The organism is Chryseobacterium sp. CBSDS_008 (assembly GCF_049959325.1).
Classification (GTDB): domain Bacteria; phylum Bacteroidota; class Bacteroidia; order Flavobacteriales; family Weeksellaceae; genus Chryseobacterium.
Genome location: NZ_CP188202.1, coordinates 3,372,772 through 3,394,105, shown reverse-complemented (window position 1 = coordinate 3,394,105; position 21,334 = coordinate 3,372,772). Strand labels below are relative to the sequence as shown.

The window sequence follows — 21,334 nt, the reverse complement described above, 5'->3', positions numbered from 1 at the left end:
AACAGGTAATATTAGAAGAGCCATACTGAACCTCTCGAAGCATCTTTTTTTTAATAAATTCATCATTCACGAGTAGCAATTCACAAGATTTCATCAATAATACTCACAAAGTATTTTGTAAATCTCTCAGAAACAATTAAATTTGCATTTCAATTTTTAAAAACTTATGGCAAAATTGGGAAAGAGTGCTCAGAACGAGCAAGAAGGTAAAGAAACGGTTGAGTTCTTTAAAGACCTTGACAGAGAAGCTTTAAACACTGAAAGATTTGTTGAAAAATATTCAAAGCCGCTAGGTTTTGTATTTGGAGCATTGATTTTAGGGGTTTTAGGATTCTTTGCTTATAAGCAATTCGTAGTTGCTCCAAAGAACACTGAAGCTGTGAAAAGCTTCCTTGCTGCTCAGAAAAGCCTTACTGAAGGTAAAGATAAAGATGCTTTGGGTGGAAAATCTGCAGCTAATCCTGGTTTTATAGGTACAGCTAACGAGTATTCTTCTACTGATATCGGTAAACTTTCTGCTTACAATGCCGGTTTATTAAAATTCAAAGAAGGAAAATTCCAGGAAGCATATGATCTTTTGGATAAGTTCTCTTCCAAAAACAAAACTTTGATGGCAATGAAGTATGGAGCGATGGCAGATGCAAAATCAGGTCTTAACAAAAATGACGAGGCTTTATCTTTATTAGACCAGGCAGCATCAGCATCTGATGATCCTTATACCACCTATTATTTCACAAGAAAAGCAGGTATCCTTGCATTAGGATTAAAGAAAAATGCAGAAGCTAAAAAGTACTTCTCTGCAATTGATGAGAAATATCAGGACTACGACAACGGAATGTCTGATTCTTATATTGAAATGACTAAATATTATTAAAAAATGGCAACAGTTAATCTTTCCGATTACAAGCCACTTCATATAACTAATGCCGAGGATTTTTCTATCGGCATTGTTTTTTCTGAGTGGAATGATTTTGTAACCTACAATCTTCGTGATGCAGCTTTGGAAATTCTTGAAAAAGAAGGAGTAAAGTCTGAAAACATCAAACTTTTCCCTGTACCCGGAGCTTTTGAATTAAGCTATGCAAGCATGCAGCTTTGCAAAGAAAGAAAATATGACGCAGTAATCTCTATAGGATGTGTAATCCGTGGAGAAACGCCTCATTTTGATTATGTATGCTCTGCAGTAGCACAGGGAATTAAAGACTGCAATATTATGACTGATACACCGACTATTTTCTGTGTATTAACAGATGATAACAAGGAACAATCTATCGCTAGAAGCGGTGGTGATCTTGGAAATAAAGGGGTTGAAGCAGCAGTAACAGCCCTTAGAATGATTGATTTCAAAAAGAAATTATCAGATAAAAAAGGAAATATCGGTTTTGGACACTCTTAACCTGTAATTCAATTTGACAATAAAGAAGGGCTATTTTTAATAGTCCTTTTTTATTGGAATATAAAATAATTCACAAATCTTATTAATAAAAGGGATGTTTTTCTTTTTTTCTACCAAAAGTTATCTACAAAAACTATCTTTGTGAAAACTATAAAAACAGTCAGTACATGTTTTTAAAAAAAATAAAACCTTTTCTGTATTTAGGAATTTTCTATCTTATTATTTCGCTGATAATAAGAACAGTATTCTTTTTTCATCCTATTACTACAGCCAGTTTTGGATTCTTCGAAGTCGTAAAAGTTCTGCTGATTGGTCTGGTAAATGACATTTTTGTTTTCATATTGGCCAGTTCCATTCTCGCACTTTACTTCCTTTTTCTTTCCAATTCGAAATATAAAAAACCTTACGGTTACATTATTTTGGGGATGCTGGTTCTGTTCTTCCTTTATATCTGGCTTGTTCCCAACAATATTTTCAAGCAATATGGAGGATCTGTCATGGAAATAGCTCTTGCTTTCGTAGGCATAAAAACTCTTTTCTTTGGATTGATGCTATTCCTTCCTGCTCAAAGAACTAAGATTCGCAATGTATTATATTTCATCACATTACTATTATATGTTCTTCTGATTATTTTCAATGGAGTAAGTGAATATTTCTTTTACAATGAATTCGGGGTACGTTATAATTTTATTGCGGTAGATTATCTTATCTATACGAATGAAGTGATTGGAAATATCATGGAAAGCTACCCTGTTATTCCGTTATTTTCCGGGATAATGATTGTTACGCTTGCCATTACGTGGTTTATTTATAAGAAAACAAAAAATGAGCTTCTGGAGCTTCCTGACTTTAAACAAAAAATGGTGCTTCTGGGAAGTTTTATCGTGCTTTGTGCCCTGAGCGCTCTGGCGATACCTTCCTTGATGCAAATCAGATCAGACAATGTTTTTGCTGATGAAATTGAAGCCAACGGACTTCCCAAGTTTTATTGGGCATTTACCCACAATGAGCTGGATTATTTCCAGTTTTATTCACAGATTAACCAGCAGCAGGCTGAAAAGAACTTCCTAAGCCAGTATCCACAGCATACCTTATCAAGGACAATTGTTGCAGAACAGCCTGAAGTAAAGAAAAATGTAGTGCTGATCTCTATAGAAAGTCTTTCTGCAGATTTCATGGAACATTATGGGAATACACAAAAAATCACTCCGTTTCTGGACAGCCTTGCAGAGAAGTCACTGATGTTTACTAACCTGTATGCTACCGGAAACAGAACGGTACGCGGACTGGAAGCTTTAACCTTGTGCATTCCGCCAACTGCAGGAGAAAGTATCATCAAAAGAGATGACAATAAGAATAAATTCACAACCGGAAGCGTCTTCAAATCCAAAGGATATGATGTGAGGTTTTTATATGGCGGATACAGCTATTTTGACAATATGCAGGATTTCTTTGCTGGAAACGGCTATGGTATTGTAGACAGAAACAACTTTAAACCGGAAGAAATCACATTTGCGAACGTTTGGGGTGTTGCTGATGAAGATATGGCCAGAAAAGCCATTAAAGTAATGAATGCGGAAGCCAAATCAGGGAAACCGTTTTTCAATCACTGGATGACCGTTTCCAACCACAGACCATTTACTTACCCTGACGGAAGAATAGATATTCCAGGGACAGCAAAATCACGTGAAGGGGGTGTAAAATATACAGATTATTCTCTTAAACTGTTCTTTGATATGGCTAAAAAACAGGATTGGTATAAAAACACTGTTTTTGTAATCATTGCAGACCATTGCGCATCCAGCGCCGGAAAAACAGAGCTTCCGATGGATAAATACAGAATTCCTGCGCTCGTCTTTTCAGAAGGATTCGTTCAGCCTCAAAAATTTGATGGCCTTATGTCTCAGATAGATGTGATGCCTACCGTTTTGGGACTATTGAATTTCAATTATCAATCCAAATTCCTGGGACAGGATGTTTTCAAAAAAGAATTCCAGCCTAAGGCTTACATTGCAACATATCAGGATTTAGGCTTTGTGAAAGACGGACGCCTGACCATTATTTCTCCGGTAAAAAAAGTGAAACAGTATTCTTTGGAACTGGAAAAAAGTGATTTACCACCGGCATTCAAGCTGTATTACGACGAGGAATTGTTAAAAACCCCGGATCAGAAACTGGTAGATGATGCTGTATCAGCATATCAGTCCACTTCTTACTGGCTAAAAGCGAAACAACTTAACAGATAAATATCTAGATATTTTCGCTTATAGTTTGGCGTAAAATATTTAAATTAACCCATAAATTTATTAATATGAAATGGACAGACGACAGAGGCGGAAACGTTGATGACCGCCGTGGTTCAGGAGGCGGAGGCGGTATGATTGTAGGAGGCGGACTCGGAACTTTAATTATAGCAGCCATCGTATTCTTTTTGGGAGGAGATCCGTCCGGTATTTTGAATTCCGGCAGTATACAGCCTTCCGGAAATTCCGGAGAACAAAGAGAACTTACAGAAGGCGAAAAGCAAGTAGGGCAAATGGTTGACATGATGGCCAAATGGAATATTCTTACCTGGGATCAGATTTTTAAAGAAAACGGAATGACTTACAGTGCACCTCAAGTTGTTCTTTTTGAAAATACAACAGAATCCGGCTGCGGAACTGCACAATCTGCTATGGGACCTTTCTATTGTCCTGCTGATCAGAAAGTTTATATGGATATGAGCTTTTTTGGTGAGCTTCAGCAGAAATTCGGAGCTAAGGTGACGGAATTTACAGTAGCTTATGTTCTTGCACACGAAGTAGGACATCATGTACAAACGCTTTTGGGAACAACTCAGAAAGTGGATGCCTTAAGAAGAAGCGGAAGATATTCTGAAGAACAATTGAACAGAGTATCTGTTGCTACAGAATTACAGGCAGATTTCTATGCCGGAGTCTGGGCAAAAAGAACCAATGACAGCAAACATATCCTTGAACCTGGCGACATTGAGTCTGCAATAGATGCTGCAGAGGCTGTAGGTGATGATAACATTCAGAAAAGGGGGCAGGGATATGTGGATCAGGAAAGCTTTACTCACGGGTCATCTGCACAGCGTAAAGAATGGTTTATGAAAGGTTATAACACCGGAGATATAAGACAAGGTAATACATTTAATCAGCTTTTAAAATAAAATTTAACAAAAAACACAATGAATCGGGGAATAATAAATGTAGTTGTTGTCGCTATATTTTTCATCTGTACATATGGTTCAACTTATCCAGCGCAACAAAATGAAAGTTCCTTTTTAAAAGTAAAGAGGATTGCTACCAACGATTATATCAAAAAGAAAATGAAATATTATCATTTTGGTACGCTTCCATTGTCTGAAAGAAATAAAGCATTACTTACCAAAAACAATATACAGATTATTAATAAAAACTGTATAGCTATCCCAGAATTAATGTATTACAATAAAATAATCCTGGAAAAAACACACATAAAATTATAACTCTGAATAAAAAATGCGGTCTTATTTTGAGACCGCATTTTTATTTATTGCAATTCAATTGGATTTGAATTTTTCTTGGCTTCTTCTTTTACTCTTTCTTCCATTCTTTTTCTCATCTCTGCCGGGTTTTGATTTCCACCGCCACCTCCAGAGCCTCTTCCGCCTCCGCCACCTCTCGTTGGAGCGCTAATACCTCCTGCACCTTGGTTCATGAATGACATTGGATCAGTTTTAAACTTTTGCTGCTGCTTTAAGTAATCTGTTCTTTTTACTTTTAACGTATTTCCAAACTGATTCAAAGCAGGAAACTCAGCGATTTTATAGTTTTTCATTAAATCGAAAGAATAATCTCCCTTATCATCTTCCACTTTTACGATCAGTCCCGGAAGTCCTCCAAACTTGTATGGCCCGTCCTGATAAGGTAAGTCTGTTGTAAACCATGCCGTCCATTTTCTTCCGCCAAAATCAGCTTCAGCTTTCTGCACTTTATATTCACCTATTTTTCTGGTTTCCGATTCAATTTTCCAGTTCAGCGGTCTGTCTTCTTCATATGAATAGATATCGCGCCCGATTCTGTCTTTAAAATACGTCTTTTGGTTTGTTTTATCCTTTTCTACAGAATAATTGATATTCGTTCTCAATCCTTCCATCTGATCCCGGTTGATACTTGCTCTTCCGCCTCCCCCTTGAAATGCTTTTTGCATGATAGAATCTCTTTTGATCCTGTTTTCAGAATAAAATATAGATTTTTCAGGAGAAATATCCAGGTAAGCATTTTCAGTTTTAATATCTGTTTTATTTTCTGCATCCGGCTTCATAGTCACCTCATACACAAACCTGTTTGTCTGTGCAGAAACATTCTGTATAAAGAGTGCCAATGCGATAACACCTAATTTTTTCATTGATATTTTTATTTATTTTAATTCAATTGGGTTCTGAGCTATACTGGTGAAAGAAGGAACTTCTACAGATGAACCTTGTGACATCGGCATTCCCTGATTGTCACCGCCTCTTCGCCTTCCGCCACTCATGCCTCCCCCATTCATTCCGCCGTCCATGCCGCCACTATGTCTTCCTCTTCCCATAATCATATTTGCTCCTCCGCTATTTCCGGCCATTACCTTTCTGTTTTTGCCAAACTCCAGTTCCAGAGCAGCTTTATCACCATGGAAGTTAACCCTTGTACTTTGTTTAGCATCAGAGTTGATTTGTTCTTCAAAAGCATTTTTAACAGTAATTTTTTTAGCAAGATCGAATTTATAATCTCCTTTGTCATCCTCCAGCTTTACAATCAGTCCCGGCAATCCTGAAAATTTATACGGGCCGTCAGAAACAGGGATATCTTTTGTAAACCATGCGGTCCAGACTCTTCCTCCAAATTCTGTAACGGCTTTTTGGGCAGAATATCCATTTTGCTTTTCCACAACATTGGTTACTTCCCATTTTACAGGTCTGTCTTCCTGGTAATAAATTTGTTTTCCAGCTGCTTTTTCATAATAATATACTTTCTGATCCGGAATACTTTTAGAAATAAAATAGCCAAAGAAAGTGGGTTCAAAATGTTTCTTACCTTCCAGCTTTGAAAAATCTTTTTCTTCTTTTTTATCATTTTCTTTCGCTGCTGATCTTAGAGAAGTAAAAAGAGAGTCTCTTTTCAATTTATTTTCGCTGATAAATAAGGAGCGGTCTCCTTTAATATCCAGAAAGGTTCTTTCGCTTTTCATGCTTACCAGATTAATAGAATCCGGGTTTACCAGTGTTTCGTACACAAATCTTATTGTCTGTCCGTAAGACACTGCGGTGAAAAACAACACAAAAAAAGCAGTTATTTTTTGTTTCATTGCCAATTTTATTTATAGATATGAAATACGTTTCAAGGTTAAAAGAGAAATAAAATCTTCACATAAGCATAACAAATTTATCTTATTTTAACATAAATCCTCGTCTTTAACCTTGCTATTAATATCAGAATCATTAAAATAGATATCTTCGATTTGAGATTGCGGAAATTAGTTCGTATTTTTGCATCATTAAATCATTCTAAATAAATACAATGATAAAAGTATCAGACTATGCAAAGGAGAAAGCCATTCAGTTGATGACTGAAGATGGTTTTAACCCTGCTGAAGATTATATACGAGTAGGGGTGAAAAGCGGCGGATGCTCTGGTTTAGAGTATGTTTTAAAGTTTGATAACCAAAAAACAGACGCAGATCAGATATTTGAAGATAATAACATTAAAATTATTATAGATAAAAAATCCATCCTTTATCTGGCAGGAACCACTCTTGAGTATTCAGGAGGATTGAACGGAAAAGGGTTTGTTTTTAACAACCCGAATGCATCCAGAACATGTGGATGCGGAGAATCATTTAGTCTTTAGAGAAAAGACATTAGATCCTAGATTTCAGACCTCAGAGCTATTCTGAATTCTGAAATCTAACATCTGAAATCTAAAAAATAATAATGAGTAAATATACAGAAGACGATTTAAGAGTCGATCTAGAAAATAAAAAATATGAATTCGGTTGGGAGACGAAGATTGATTATGAAGATTTCCCGATCGGTTTAAATGAGGATATCATCCGTGCGATCTCTGCTAAAAAAGAAGAGCCGGAATGGATGACCGAATGGCGATTGGAATCTTTTAAAATCTGGTTGAAAATGGTAGAACCCGAATGGGCCAATATCAAATATGAAAAACCAGATTTTCAGGCAATCCGTTACTATGCTGCTCCTAAAGTAAAGCCTGAACTGGCAAGTCTTGACGAAGTAGATCCTGAATTGTTGAAGACATTCGCAAAACTGGGGATTAATATCGAAGAGCAAAAAAGACTTTCCGGAGTTGCCGTAGATATCGTAATGGACTCCATTTCTGTGAAAACCACTTTCCAGGATACATTGGCAGAAAAAGGAATTATTTTCTGTTCAATCTCTGAGGCCATTAAAAACCATCCCGATTTACTAAGAAAATATCTTGGAAAAGTAGTTCCGAGAGGAGATAACTTTTACGCAGCATTGAATTCCGCAGTATTTTCTGACGGAAGTTTCTGTTATATTCCTAAAGGCGTAAAATGCCCGATGGAGCTTTCCACTTATTTCCGTATCAACCAGGCCGGAACAGGCCAGTTTGAAAGAACACTTCTTGTGGCTGATGAAGGAAGTTATGTTTCTTATCTTGAAGGATGTACCGCACCATCAAGAGATGAAAACCAGCTTCACGCTGCGGTAGTGGAACTGATCGCTTTAGACGGAGCTGAAATCAAATATTCAACAGTTCAGAACTGGTATCCGGGTAATGAAGAAGGTAAAGGAGGAGTATTCAACTTCGTAACAAAAAGAGGGCTTTGTGAAAGAAATGCAAAAATCTCATGGACACAGGTTGAAACAGGTTCAGCAGTGACGTGGAAATATCCGTCTTGTATCCTTAAAGGAGACAATTCTATCGGAGAGTTCTACTCTATTGCAGTAACCAATAACCACCAATATGCTGATACCGGAACAAAAATGATCCACATTGGAAAGAATACCAAATCAACGATTATTTCCAAAGGTATTTCTGCCGGAAAATCTCAAAACTCATACAGAGGATTGGTAAAAGTAATGCCTTCTGCAAAAGGAGCAAGAAACTTCTCCCAGTGCGACTCTCTATTGATGGGTAATGAATGTGGAGCTCATACTTTCCCTTATATTGAAATCAAAGACCCTACGGCACAGTTAGAGCACGAGGCAACGACATCAAAAATCGGTGAAGATCAGATTTTCTACTGTAACCAGAGGGGAATTGATACTGAAAGAGCAATTGCATTGATCGTAAATGGTTTCAGCAAAGAAGTTTTAAATAAGCTTCCAATGGAATTCGCTATTGAAGCTCAGAAATTATTGGAAATTTCATTAGAAGGATCAGTAGGATAAGAAAATATGATAGCTACGGAAAGATTAATTTTAAGAAAACCTACAGAAGAAGATTTTGAAAGATTCTTTGAAATTAATCATGATCCACAAACCAATATTCATAATCCAAGCGGTCCAATGAGTTTTGAAAAAGCAAAAAATACATTTGCAAAAATTCTCGATCATTGGGACACCCATCATTTTGGAAGCTGGGCTATTGTTGAAAAGGAAAACCCTGAAAATATATTAGGTTTTGGAGGACTGAGCTACAAACTCTACGGAGACAAAGAAAAATTGAATTTAGGCTATCGTTTTGCTTCCCAGGCATGGGGGAAGGGATATGCCACAGAATTCACAAAGAAAGCTATAGATTTTGGCTTTAAGGAGAACAATGAAGAAATATTCGCAATTGTTCGTCCCGGCAATATAGCTTCTGTTAAAGTTTTGGAAAAGGCAGGTATGATACAAATCGGGACACTTGATGATGTTCCTGGTCAACCTGAAAGTTTAGTATATAGAATTCAAAAATAATTTGTTTAAGCAAATAAAATGTTAGAAATTAAAAACCTTCACGCCAAAATTGAAGATGGCGCAGAAATATTAAAAGGTATTAATCTTGAAATAAAGCCGGGCGAAGTTCACGCTATTATGGGGCCGAACGGAGCAGGTAAATCTACTCTTTCTTCTGTAATCGCCGGAAAAGAAGATTATGAAGTGACCGGTGGAGAGATTCTTTTCGAAGGACAAGATATCAGTGAAGATGCTCCTGAAGATAGAGCTCACAAAGGAATTTTCCTTTCTTTCCAGTATCCAGTGGAAATTCCGGGAGTTTCTGTAACGAACTTTATCAAAGCTGCTTTAAACGAAACAAGAAAAGCAAACGGATTGGAAGAAATGCCTGCAAAGGAAATGCTTGCCTTAATCCGTGAAAAATCTGAGAAACTGGGGATCAAAAAAGATTTCCTTTCAAGATCACTGAACGAGGGATTCTCCGGAGGTGAAAAGAAAAGAAACGAAATCTTCCAGATGATGATGCTTAATCCTAAACTGGCTATTCTTGATGAAACTGATTCAGGATTGGATATTGATGCTTTAAGAATTGTTGCAGATGGGGTAAACCACTTTAAAAATGAAGGAAATGCGGTGCTTTTGATTACCCACTATCAAAGACTGCTTAACTATATTCAGCCTGACTTCGTTCACGTGTTGGCAGATGGAAAAATCATCAAAACAGGTGATAAATCTTTAGCATTAGAACTTGAAGAAAAAGGGTACGATTGGCTTTTAAATTAATTTGAAATTAAATATTTGAGATTTGAAATTATGGCCACTATAAATAATTTTGAGGATTTAGATATATGGAAAAAATCCAGGGAATTATGCCAAAAAATTTTCATCTCACTAATACAAAATTCAAATTGCAGTCAAAATATTAAAAATCAAATCGACCGTTCATCTGCTTCTGTAATGGATAATATTGCAGAAGGTTTTGAAAGGGAAGGAAATAAAGAGTTTATTAATTTTTTATCTATGTCGAAAGGATCATGTGGAGAAGTAAGATCTCAGTTGATCAGAGCATTTGATAGAGATTTTATTAACGAGAATGAATTTAATGATTTGGAAAAAGATTATGCGGATTTATCAAAAATGATTTCAGGTTTTATGAAGTATTTAAAAACCACCGAACATAACGGAAATAAATTTAACCGCCCATAATTTCAAATCTCAAATTTCAAATTTCAAATAAACAATGAGTTTAAAAGAACAAATTATAGAGAACCATAATGAATTTTTGGAGAGTCTTCGTCACAGGTTTCTGGATGACAGTAGAAAAGCAGCTCTTCAGAGATTCGAAAACCTTGGTTTTCCGACAAAAAAAGACGAAGAATATAAATATACCAATCTAAAGGAAATCACGGAAAAAAGCTACAACTTCTTCCCGAAAGAGAACCATAATATTACCAAAGAACAGTTTGATGAACTGCATCTTGGTGAGGAAAATTTCGATTGGATCGTTTTTGTAAACGGGAAGCTTCACAAAGAGCTTTCAAAAGTATCTATTGAAAATGTAGAGTTCCTTTCTTTCAACTATGCATTGAACGATGAAAAGCACAGGGAGGTTTTTGAAAAATATTTCAATACCATTGCTTCCAGGGAACAGGCCTTTACCCATCTAAACCTTGCTTACTGCAAGTATGGTTTCTTCCTTAAAGTTCCGAAAAATGTTGTGATTGAAAAGCCAATCCACGTTTTCTATATTTCTCAGAATCAGGAAGAGAATACATTCTACAACACAAGAAATCTTTTAATTGTAGAAGAAGGAGCAAAAGTAGAAGTAATTGAAAGCCACCATAATTTTGACAGCACTTATGTATTGACCAACTCTGTAACGGAGATCTTTACGTATCCTAATGCAAAAGCAGACTGGCACAAGCTTCAGAACGATAACAACACCACCTATCTTATAGACAACACTTTCGCAAGACAGGAAAAAGACAGCTTAACAACTGTAAATACATTCTCGTTCGGAGGTAAACTGGTAAGAAACAACCTTGATTTTATTCATAACGGATCCAATATCAATTCATTCATGAACGGAATCACCATTATCGGAAAAGATCAGCTGGTAGACCACCATACGGCGGTTCACCATAATTTCCCGAACTGTGAAAGTTATCAGAACTATAAAGGAATCTTCGATGGCAATGCACACGGAGTTTTCAATGGAAAAGTTTTTGTTGACAAAATCGCTCAGAAAACAAACGCTTATCAGCAAAACAACAATGTACTGCTGAGTGAAGGAGCAAGTATTGATACAAAACCTCAGTTAGAAATCTTTGCAGATGATGTAAAATGTTCTCACGGTTGTACAGTAGGCCAATTGAATGAAGATGCCTTATTCTACCTGAGAGCAAGAGGAATTTCTAAGAAAGAAGCGCAGGCATTACTTTTATATGCTTTCGCGAATGATGCCATGCAGAATATTGATATAGAACCTCTAAAAGAGAAAATCTCGAAGCTGTTGGCTGAGAAATTAGGAGTTGATATAGAATTTTAAGACTTATATATTGATAACAAAAGCACTTCTTTTTGAAGTGCTTTTTTGTTGTTGTGACAGATGATATATCTGTTTTATTTCTTAAACCAGCCTTGGTTATCTTTATTATCTGAACGCTTCTTACCATTATCAAAATTGTAAGCCAGCCCTACACCTAATGTCTGCTTCAGCTGTGTTTTCCATATCTGATTATGATCATACAGCAGATCCAGCGTAACATTCGTAGAAATATATTTATTGATTTTCATGCTTAAAACCCCGCTATATCCTAGCACAAGCCTGTCCGGATGGTCAAGGTAGTTTGAGAATACAGACGCTGTATTTAACAGGCTGATGTTCTCCATAATTTTCAGTTTATACATGGCTGTTCCCAGAAAACCGAATTGGAAAAGAGAAGAATCTCCATCATTTTTAAGACCATAAGTTCCCGCTTTCTGAAGATCATTATCCAAAACAAAAGTCCATCTGGCATTCGCCGGACGTAAAGTCACTGTAAGATTGTCATTTGGACGGTAAGTAACTCCGGCTCCTAAATTCAGGTATCCAGGCGCCATAAAATTGGAAATCTTCTTAGCATCAGGATTGTTTCCATCTTCATATCCGGGGGCAAACTGAGTCTGAAGACCAGCTCCTGCTGAGAAATACCAATGCTTTGCAAATTCTCTACCGTAGTTTGTAGACAGGTTAATAACATCCTGAGTTTTTCTTACTCCTGTTCCCTGCGTGTTATTTTGTCCGTAGCCCAGGATAATAATGTTTTCCCAAAGGTCTTTTCCTTTTTCATAAGTAAGATTGTAATTGACACCGGCAAGCCACCCTACATTGTTGGCTCCTCCTCCTACCCAGTTTGAAAAGGCAGCCTGATTAAGCATTAATGTGTTTTGTCCCTGAATAGACCATGCTTTAACAGTGTCTGCTGCCGGAGCATCTGTTTTAGTTTCCTGCGCCAAAGCTATCGCTCCAAAAGAAATGGAACTGATCAATAAAAGTTTTTTCATAAATGACGATTTATTACAAATGTATAAATAATAATCTACGCCTTCATAAAATTCACTTTAAAATGAATTTAACATAATTTATTTTATCCTTATAACAAGTTGAAAACAAATACATTAAACGTCAACTACATATCTTTCAAACTTAAAGAAACTTAAAGTTACCGTATTTTAAAAGCAAAAAAACACCTCATTTTCCGAAGTGCTTTTCATGTTCAAATATATAATTTTATTTTTTGATCCACCATTGACTGTCTTTACGGTCAGATCGTTTCACGCCATTATCAATTGTATAGGCGAACCCGATTCCGAGGGTTTGTTTAAGCTGTGTCTTTTCGATCTGATTATGATCGTAGAGCAAGTCTACCGTTACATTGGAAGAAATATATTTGTTTACTTTCAGATTTAATAATGCTCCATAAGCAAGAACAACCCTATCCGGACGGTCAAGATAATTCGAGAAAACAGAAGCCGTATTCGTTAAGTAAATATCTTCCATTATTTTCAATTTATAAATTGCCGTTCCCAGGAAACCGAATTGTAATAAAGAGGTATCACCATCATTTCTTAATCCGTAGCTTCCTGCAGTCTGAAGGTCTTTATCCAAAACAAAAGTCCATCTGGCGTTGATAGGACGTAAAGTGACCGTCAAATCATCATTGGGTCTGTAGGTGATACCCATACCAACGTTTAGATAGCCGGGGGCCATAAAATTTGAAATTTTCTTTGCGTCAGGATTATTCCCGTCCTCATATCCTGCTGCAAACTGAGACTGCAGCCCTGCTCCTGAAGAAAAATACCAGCTTTTCGAAAATTTCCTCCCGTAATTGGTGGACACGTTGATTACATCCTGTGTTTTTCTTATTCCCAGACCTTTCGTATCGTTCTGTCCATAGCCCAGTATAATAATGTTTTCCCAAAGATCCTTATCTTTTTCATAGGTCAGATTGTAATTCACACCGGCAAGCCATCCTACGTTGTTGCCTCCTCCTCCTACCCAGTTTGAAAAGGCTGCCTGGTTGATCATCAAAGTGTTCTTTCCTACAACTGACCAGGATTTTACCGTGTCTGCCACAACGGAATCTTTTTTCAATTCTTCTTGCGCACTTGCATACATTCCTGTAAAAAAGGAAAGAATCAATAAAAACTTCTTCATTACTCTAAATAATTTCAATGCAAAAATATAATATAATTTTTTTAAGGTAAATTCAGCCTTAAAAAATTCATTTTAGTAAAGTTTAATTACCTGATAAGTTATTTCTATAAAATCAGTGCCAGAATAATGGGTTCAAAAGTTAAATTTGATACCTTTTGTCTTAAAATCAGATTGGTAGAACGCTTTCATCGCCAAATTTTCCGAAATTTATCATTGGCTTTTGATTTGACGTAAAATCCCCATGTTTAAGAATGTAATTTCCAAAAGAGCGGTTATATATCCATTGCTGATGCTTTCAGCAATGTGGTTCGGGTACTTTTTACAAACACAGGGCTTTTTTCAGAGCTGCTTTGGAGCCATTATTCCCCTTTTGCCCGAAGGACTGCTTGGGGTGATTACATCTCCCCTGTTACATGGAAATATTGATCATATAATAGGAAATTCTATTCCGATAGCTGCCCTTATGTTCTTGCTGTATCAGTTTTATCCTTTAGTTGCCAACAAAGTTTTTATTATCGGCTGGCTGGCAACAGGGCTTTTGGTATGGCTGCTTCCTCCTATTGATATTCTTACAGGCGAATATATGTACACCTGTACGATCGGAGCCAGCGGCGTGGTGTATGTGCTTGCCTTTTTCCTTTTCTTCAGCGGGGTATTCAAATGGAATACAAAACTCCTTACTATTTCAATGCTTGTGGTATTGTATTATGGAAGTTTAGTTTGGGGAATGCTTCCCGAAGAACTGTTTTACAATATGCAGGAACCGAGTAAAATTTCATGGCAGGCCCACCTTTCGGGAGCTGTAGTAGGAAGTATTATAGCATTTGCCTTTAAAAATGTCGGAGAAAAAAAGAGAAAATTTATCTGGGAGTTTCCCAATTATTACAGTGAAAAGGATGATAAACTGTGGCAGGAATATAAGGAGAACCACCCTGAAGATTTTATGGAACTTCCCTATAAGAAAAAAGATGACATCTGGGATCACCTGGATGAATTGAGAAAGAGATAAGTTCAACACTTCATATAAAAACCGTCTAATACATTAGATGGTTTTTTTATATCTCTCATTAGCTGATCTTTAATTTAAGATCAAAAAATTAAGCTCATTGTATTTTCTCTTCCTCAGAGAATATCTTTTCTAAAGCCATTATCCCCAATTATTCCTCGTAAAACGAATCCTCACACTGTCTGAAATGATTTACTTACTGATGATTCAGCCTAGATACGTAGCTTTTGATTTACATAGGGCAAATTTTAAATCTACGTAATAATAAATTTATATCTACAAGTAATATTCTGGATTTTGTTTCAATTACATGAAATTTGTTTCACTAACCGAACACCCATAAACCACCTAAAGTCAATACATTCAGCAATGACCGCCATCAGCAAACTATTGAATTTACTGCTCGTTCTGGAATAGAGTCCGATTGTAGAACACAATTCAAAGAACATTAGGATTTACAGGTGCACTTATTCTAAATGCCAGAGCAAAAACTATTAGTGGAAGAAAATAATACTTGTTAAACATTCAAAAAAAACATATGGTTACTGATAAACAATTAAAAAAAATTAACGAAAGAATAGTAAAGGTTCAGGCTAAAACATCAAGGGAGTCGGGTTCATACTCACACTGAGACTCAAACAGAGGTAAGAAACCAGAGTTTTTCCCCTCGCAGATAAGTTTGTTCGGATTTTTAGAATAAAATGAAAAACCAGTGTCAAAGAAATACAATCACCAAAATTAATTTGATAGTAGATATAGATAAATATGTAAACAATCGCAATTTATAAATACATCAATTGCTATTGTTACTTTAATGATATCCTATATTTAAATTGTTCTTTAACGATATGTCCATAACATTTAAAAAAATAAAAATATATGATTAGTGAAGAAAAATTAAGAAAAATTATTGAAAAAATATCGAAGGCCCAGAATGATGGAAGATCCGGAGTAACATCTTTAAGTTTACGTTCATTAGATATAGACACAGAGGTGTTAAAGGAAATAATGCCTCAAATACTAAAGATCAATAATCTTATGAAATTGGATCTATCGATCAATTCAATTACTCAATTACCCGAATCTGTAGCACAGCTATCTAATCTCACTTCGCTTGATGTATCAAACACTTCAATTACTCAATTACCCGAATCTATAGCACAGCTATCTAATCTCACTGAGCTTGATGTATCAAACACTTCAATTATTCAATTACCCGAATCTATAGGGCAGCTATCTAATCTTACTGAGCTTGATCTATCACGCAATTCAATTACTCAATTACCCAAATCTATAGGGCAGCTATCTAATCTTACTAAGCTTGATCTATCAAAAAATTCAATTACTCAATTACCCGAATCTATAGGGCAGTTACCTAATCTTACTGAGCTTGATCTATCACGCAATTCAATTACTCAATTACCCGAATCTGTAGCACAGCTATCTAATCTCACCTCGCTTAATGTATCAAACACTTCAATTACTCAATTACCCGAATCTATAGCACAGCTATCTAATCTTACTTCGCTTGATGTATCAAGCACTTCAATTACTCAATTACCCGAATCTATAGGGCAGCTATCTAATCTTACTGAGCTTAGTGTATCATACACTTCAATTACTCAATTACCCGAATCTATAGGGCAGCTATCTAATCTCACCTATTTATCGGCAGCAGGTACTAGAATTACAGATTTACCTGAAGAATTAGCTAATTTGGAAAATATTATGTTAGATTTTCGGCTCTCCCGTCTTTCTCCGGAAGCTCTTGGGCTTTTGACTCGTATGGAAGGCCGGGGCAATGTTAACGTTTTTACTGATATGTCAGCCCATGATATGCTTGAAAGCCATGAAAATGTATTGAGACGACTGTATCCGGATGACCAGGAGCGGAAGCAGATACTAGCAGGGATAGAAAATTCTGATTTGGATGATACCACTATTATCTATGGTACTCAATATCCGAAGAATAAGTCCGCCAAAGAAATCATAAAGGAATTTTTAAGTAAAGTCCCTCTTAACAGTGGATCTGAATATAATTTGTATGCCCCTACTGTTAAGATACTTTTAGCTAAGTTGCAAGACCTTAACATCAAAAAAGAAGACAGAAATCTGTTACTGATAAGAATGGCTACATCTCTTGGAGACTGCGCTACTCCGGTTAAAGAGCTTTTGATGAAAATGAAGATAGAAGAGCTACTAAAACAAAGTGGTGGCTTATCGGAAGTGGATGAGCAGATGATAGGAAGGCTGGCACTCATGGAGGAAGCAGGCAAGCTAAAAGGTTTTAGGGACAATGAAAAAATAGAAGCAGTGAATGCTCTTGTAGCCTTAGTATATTCACCAAATCGTGTAGATCAGAAACATCAGGCGGTGATGAAGGCCGTTCCTGATATAAAGTTTGTTGGGGAGAGTATTAGAGATCTTCCCCTTATATCGAGTTATCCGGTATTTGGTTTTACGTTGATAAAAGATAAACCTGAATTAATTGAGAAATTTGCTGCTTTGGTTTGTGAAATGAATGGTGATAAACCTGTACAAATATCTGCTGGTGAGTATAAGTTAGATGAGAAAAAGCTAATGAAACTAAAAGATAACCTTTTGCACTTCAATGAATTACAAAACGACTCCATTGCAACAGAACGGAAGAAGTGTATCCAGGAATATCCGGAAGATATGCAGAAGTTTATGGAAAATCCTGATATATCGGATACCCTTTTTTCTGCTGATATGGATGAAGTGGGAGAGCTGATGAACTTCCCTGGCCATCAAGAAGAACTTAGGGGTTTGCTAAAAAATGAGAATAAGGAAGAATCCATAAAGCAGAAATACACAGATTATGTAAAGGAACAGCAAAGTAAAATTGAGGCTTTTGTAAATCAAAAGCAAGCTCCCCAGAACACACAAACAGAGGGGCAAGGACTGTCAACAGAGAACACGATGAGCGATCATAACAGGTATCATCAGATGGCTTCTGCCCAAATTCAACCTCAAACAGGGATACAAAGAAGTGGATCACATATTCTCTCGGGGTCTGCTCAATCTCAAACAGAGGTACAGAGAGAGTCCGCTCATCTTCTGTCAGGCTCTGCCGGACATCGTCGTTAAAAAAGAGATTCCTAGAGCGATTTGGTTCTCAACGAAGACCAAGATAACAATACTTATAAACATTAAAAAATACTTGTCAAACATTTTAAAAAAAACATATGGTTACTCCTGAACAATTAGAAGAAATTAACTATAGAATATCATTGGCCAATCTTGGACCATGGGAAACAAGCTTGGATTTGTTCAACTTATCTATAGATTCAGAGACTTTAGAGCTAGTGATGCCTGAAATATTTAAGATCCAGAATCTTACGGAACTTAATTTAAGTAACAACAATCTTACGAGCTTACCCGACAGTATAGGTGAACTGTCAAACCTTACCCGTTTGTTTGCCACAGATAATGAAATTCAGAATCTTCCAGGCACCTTAGGGAATTTGGGGAATCTTGAAAGCTTAGATTTTAGTGGAAATCCTCTTTCAAATAAATCAGAAAACCATCTGACTCGTATCACACAAACAATACAAGATGTAGCTAATAAGTATGTATATGCATTAAATAAATTGTTCCCGAATGATGATGAACGGGTGGAGATAGCAACACAAATAGAGACTTCTGATTTAGATCCTGCATCTATTACCAGTGAAGCGGTTTCAGGTGATAATATTATTCAGAATACAGTGATAAAATCTTCCAAAAATGCAATAAAACTATTTTTGAGCAAGGTGCCTGTTGATAATGGGTATGAACTGAGTTTATATGGTCCTACCGTTAAAATGCTGCTATCCCAACTGCAGGATCGCAATATTCCCATTGAGGACAGAAATACGATACTGTTAGGAATGACGAGTTCTCTGGGAGACTGTAATACTCCGGTTAAAGAGCATTTGATGAGAGTGAAGATTGCAGAGCTAATAAAATCAGGAGAAAAATTATCGGAAGAAAATTATCTGATGATAGAAAGGCTGGCCCTTATTGAGGAAACAGGTAAGCTGAAAAATCTATTACCAAACGAGAAAACAGAAGCGGTAAATGCCCTGGTGAGTTTAGTTTATTCTTATAACCATATAGTACATTTAGCTGAACAATCAGATATTCACTTAAAATTTATAAATGGGAAAAATGAGAATCTTAGGAAAGATAGAGATCTCCCACCTATATCAATAAATTCAGAACTTGGTCTTAAATTACTAAATCCTGATTTAATTAAGGAATTTATAACTTTGGTTGGTACAGGAAATAATATTGATATACGTCATGAATTAAATGAGGAAAAATTAAAGGAATTAACAAACAATTATTTGACTGGCCTGGGGTTACAAAGCGATACTATTGCAGTAGAACGGGAGAAGTATATCCAGCAATATCCGGAAGATATGCAGACGTTTATTATGGAAGACGACAAAAGATCAGATATACTCCTTTCCCCTGATATAGAATTGATGAAGTTCACTGCCCATCAGGAAGTACTCAGGGAATTGCTAAAAAATGAGAACACAGTAGAATCCATAAAGCAGAAATACGAAGATTATGTAAAGGAACAGCAAAGTAAAATTGAGGCTTTTGTAAATCAAAAGAAAGCTCCCCAGAACACACAAACAGAGGGCCAAGGACTGTCAACAGAGAACGCCATGAGTGATCATAATAACAAGTATCATCAGATGGTTTCTGCCCAAATTCAACCTCGGACAGAAGTGCAAAGAGGGGAATTGGGTCCTGTACAACGCTCCCAACATCAAACCCCAACAGATACACAGCCAGGGGAATCACACTCTCTGCCACGCTCTCCCAGACCTTAAGGCAGAACACTTGGGGTTTCAACAAAGATCAGGATAAAGAATATATGAAGACTAAGAGTAGTGAAAATTAGAAGAAATCAGTTCTCTATAATCGATATTTAGAGAACTGGTTTAACATGAAAACAAAGAGTAATTGTTTCAGAAATATATAATTATAGAACCGAAAAAACCGTGATTTAAGGATACCTATTAAACGTTTAAATAAACTTATTTTACTACATTTGAAAAAAAACACACATGACCTCCGAAGAAAACTTATATGCCATCGCCCTCCGCGAGTGCAGCCAGATTGGTGATATCCATTTTCATAAACTTGTCCATACTTTCGGAAGTGCCCGCGAAGCCTGGAAAAGAGCAAAGAAAGAATATAAAAAACTGGAAGGGATAGGACCAAAGACCGTTTCTGATATTGGAAATAAATCTCATCTGGAATTCGCAGAAGAGGAATTAAATTTTTGCGAAAAAAATAATATTCACATCAGGCTGAAACATCTTAACGAAACTCCTTTCCTTCTGAATCAATGCAATGATGCACCTGCTATTCTTTATCAAAAGGGAAAGATTGATGAGGCGCTGCAGAAAGTAAGCATTGTAGGAACCCGAAATATGACAGCTTATGGCCAGCAATTTATTGAGGATTTTTTTGAAGCAGCCCAATCATCAAAATATACCTCAGTAAGCGGTCTTGCTTTGGGTATTGACAAAGAAGTTCATGAGCAGTCTATTCGTACCCGGAAGCCTACTGTAGGAGTTCTGGCCCATGGTTTCCGATATTTATATCCCTCAAAAAACAGAAAGCTTTCTGAAAAAATTGTGCAGGAAGGAGGCGCATTAATAACAGAGTTCAGTTCTTCAAGAAAACCGGACCGGGAGAATTTCATACAGCGAAACAGAATTGTAGCGGGATTATCTCCGGCAACTATTGTAGTGGAAACCGGGTTTGGAGGAGGATCAGTAAGCACGGCCGCTTTTGCCAATGATTATAACCGCGATGTTTTTGCGCTGCCTGGAAAAATTACAGATATTTCCAGCCAGGGATGTAATCAGCTGATTTACCATAATAAAGCAACAGCTATTTCCACGATAAAAGATCTTATCAGCCTGCTGGGATTTAATGGCCCGAAAGAAAAAATTGGAGAGTTATTTCCTTATAGCGAAATCACCGTACAATTATCTGAAAATCAACACTTAATATATCAATCTATCAAAGAACATCCCCAGATTTCTCTGGATGATCTGGCCCAGAAAATAGATATTTCTACGTACAGAATCCTGCCAATAATTTTAGAATTGGAACTTTTAGGGAAAGTAAAATCATTTTCCGGGAGGCAATTCATTGCAATTTAAGATTTAATGATTTCTTAATATTGCATTATTTCACACATAACATTTAATTTTTAATAAAATTTGATCATAAATTGTCAATTTAATAATATTACGAAACATTATTATTTAATTTTTAACAATGTTAAAATATAGTGTTGTGAATCTT

At 36.4% G+C, this 21,334-nt stretch carries 19 protein-coding genes; 15 read left to right on the top strand and 4 right to left on the bottom strand.

The window, feature by feature from the left end; genetic code table 11:
* Positions 1-166: 166 nt before the first annotated feature.
* The 5 genes from ACP3T3_RS15420 (at position 167) to ACP3T3_RS15400 (ending at position 4,886) form a co-directional block, all read left to right on the top strand.
* Positions 167-874 (top strand): tetratricopeptide repeat protein, encoded by a 708-nt coding sequence (locus ACP3T3_RS15420; protein ID WP_426476706.1) that lies wholly within the window; start codon positions 167-169, stop codon positions 872-874.
* 3 nt (positions 875-877) lie between these two features.
* The gene (gene ribH / locus ACP3T3_RS15415) at positions 878-1,396 is read left to right on the top strand and encodes a 6,7-dimethyl-8-ribityllumazine synthase (RefSeq protein ID WP_291935633.1); all 519 of its coding nucleotides are present in this window, start codon (positions 878-880) and stop codon (positions 1,394-1,396) included.
* Positions 1,397-1,563: 167 nt separating this feature from the next.
* Positions 1,564-3,642 carry an LTA synthase family protein gene (locus ACP3T3_RS15410; RefSeq protein ID WP_426476705.1) on the top strand — a complete coding sequence of 693 codons (2,079 nt, stop codon included), beginning with the start codon at positions 1,564-1,566 and terminating at the stop codon, positions 3,640-3,642.
* Between the two features lie 65 nt (positions 3,643-3,707).
* Positions 3,708-4,568 (top strand): KPN_02809 family neutral zinc metallopeptidase, encoded by an 861-nt coding sequence (gene ypfJ / locus ACP3T3_RS15405; RefSeq protein WP_426476704.1) that lies wholly within the window; start codon positions 3,708-3,710, stop codon positions 4,566-4,568.
* Between the two features lie 18 nt (positions 4,569-4,586).
* Positions 4,587-4,886 (top strand): hypothetical protein, encoded by a 300-nt coding sequence (locus ACP3T3_RS15400; RefSeq protein ID WP_426476703.1) that lies wholly within the window; start codon positions 4,587-4,589, stop codon positions 4,884-4,886.
* A gap of 44 nt (positions 4,887-4,930) precedes the next feature.
* On the opposite strand, the gene ACP3T3_RS15395 is transcribed toward ACP3T3_RS15400, so the two are convergent.
* Both ACP3T3_RS15395 and ACP3T3_RS15390 read right to left on the bottom strand, forming a co-directional pair.
* The gene (locus ACP3T3_RS15395) at positions 4,931-5,788 is read right to left on the bottom strand and encodes a GLPGLI family protein (RefSeq protein ID WP_426476702.1); all 858 of its coding nucleotides are present in this window, start codon (positions 5,786-5,788) and stop codon (positions 4,931-4,933) included.
* A gap of 12 nt (positions 5,789-5,800) precedes the next feature.
* Positions 5,801-6,727 (bottom strand): GLPGLI family protein, encoded by a 927-nt coding sequence (locus ACP3T3_RS15390; protein ID WP_426476701.1) that lies wholly within the window; start codon positions 6,725-6,727, stop codon positions 5,801-5,803.
* A gap of 212 nt (positions 6,728-6,939) precedes the next feature.
* Between ACP3T3_RS15390 and ACP3T3_RS15385 the strand changes: the two genes are divergently transcribed.
* The 6 genes from ACP3T3_RS15385 to sufD all read left to right on the top strand — a co-directional run bounded on the left by ACP3T3_RS15385 (position 6,940) and on the right by sufD (position 11,838).
* The gene (locus ACP3T3_RS15385; RefSeq protein WP_045491822.1) at positions 6,940-7,269 is read left to right on the top strand and encodes a HesB/IscA family protein; all 330 of its coding nucleotides are present in this window, start codon (positions 6,940-6,942) and stop codon (positions 7,267-7,269) included.
* An 83-nt stretch (positions 7,270-7,352) separates the two neighbouring features.
* Entirely contained in the window at positions 7,353-8,801 is a 1,449-nt protein-coding gene (sufB, locus tag ACP3T3_RS15380) for a Fe-S cluster assembly protein SufB (protein WP_426476700.1), read from the top strand.
* Between the two features lie 6 nt (positions 8,802-8,807).
* On the top strand, positions 8,808-9,311 hold the full coding sequence (locus ACP3T3_RS15375) for a GNAT family N-acetyltransferase (protein WP_426476699.1): 504 nt from the start codon (positions 8,808-8,810) through the stop codon (positions 9,309-9,311).
* A gap of 18 nt (positions 9,312-9,329) precedes the next feature.
* The gene (gene sufC / locus ACP3T3_RS15370; RefSeq protein WP_426476698.1) at positions 9,330-10,073 is read left to right on the top strand and encodes a Fe-S cluster assembly ATPase SufC; all 744 of its coding nucleotides are present in this window, start codon (positions 9,330-9,332) and stop codon (positions 10,071-10,073) included.
* Between the two features lie 30 nt (positions 10,074-10,103).
* Positions 10,104-10,496 carry a four helix bundle protein gene (locus ACP3T3_RS15365; RefSeq protein ID WP_426476697.1) on the top strand — a complete coding sequence of 131 codons (393 nt, stop codon included), beginning with the start codon at positions 10,104-10,106 and terminating at the stop codon, positions 10,494-10,496.
* Positions 10,497-10,530: 34 nt separating this feature from the next.
* A complete protein-coding gene (sufD, locus tag ACP3T3_RS15360) occupies positions 10,531-11,838 on the top strand; it encodes a Fe-S cluster assembly protein SufD (protein WP_426476696.1) in 1,308 nt (435 codons plus the stop codon).
* Positions 11,839-11,912: 74 nt separating this feature from the next.
* Here sufD and ACP3T3_RS15355 read toward each other — a convergent pair whose 3' ends face one another.
* A complete protein-coding gene (locus ACP3T3_RS15355; RefSeq protein ID WP_426476695.1) occupies positions 11,913-12,836 on the bottom strand; it encodes a DUF3078 domain-containing protein in 924 nt (307 codons plus the stop codon).
* 226 nt (positions 12,837-13,062) lie between these two features.
* Positions 13,063-13,989, bottom strand: a complete 927-nt coding sequence (locus ACP3T3_RS15350) for a DUF3078 domain-containing protein (RefSeq protein WP_426476694.1) — start codon at positions 13,987-13,989, stop codon at positions 13,063-13,065.
* Between the two features lie 241 nt (positions 13,990-14,230).
* On the opposite strand from ACP3T3_RS15350, the gene ACP3T3_RS15345 reads away from it, so the two are divergent.
* The 4 genes from ACP3T3_RS15345 (at position 14,231) to dprA (ending at position 21,189) form a co-directional block, all read left to right on the top strand.
* Positions 14,231-14,998, top strand: coding sequence for a rhomboid family intramembrane serine protease (locus ACP3T3_RS15345; RefSeq protein ID WP_426476693.1), 768 nt, complete (start codon positions 14,231-14,233; stop codon positions 14,996-14,998).
* An 876-nt stretch (positions 14,999-15,874) separates the two neighbouring features.
* Entirely contained in the window at positions 15,875-18,103 is a 2,229-nt protein-coding gene (locus tag ACP3T3_RS15340) for a leucine-rich repeat domain-containing protein (protein WP_426476692.1), read from the top strand.
* A 98-nt stretch (positions 18,104-18,201) separates the two neighbouring features.
* A complete protein-coding gene (locus ACP3T3_RS15335) occupies positions 18,202-19,842 on the top strand; it encodes a leucine-rich repeat domain-containing protein (protein WP_426476691.1) in 1,641 nt (546 codons plus the stop codon).
* Positions 19,843-20,079: 237 nt separating this feature from the next.
* Positions 20,080-21,189, top strand: coding sequence for a DNA-processing protein DprA (gene dprA / locus ACP3T3_RS15330; RefSeq protein WP_426476690.1), 1,110 nt, complete (start codon positions 20,080-20,082; stop codon positions 21,187-21,189).
* Positions 21,190-21,334 lie beyond the last annotated feature (145 nt).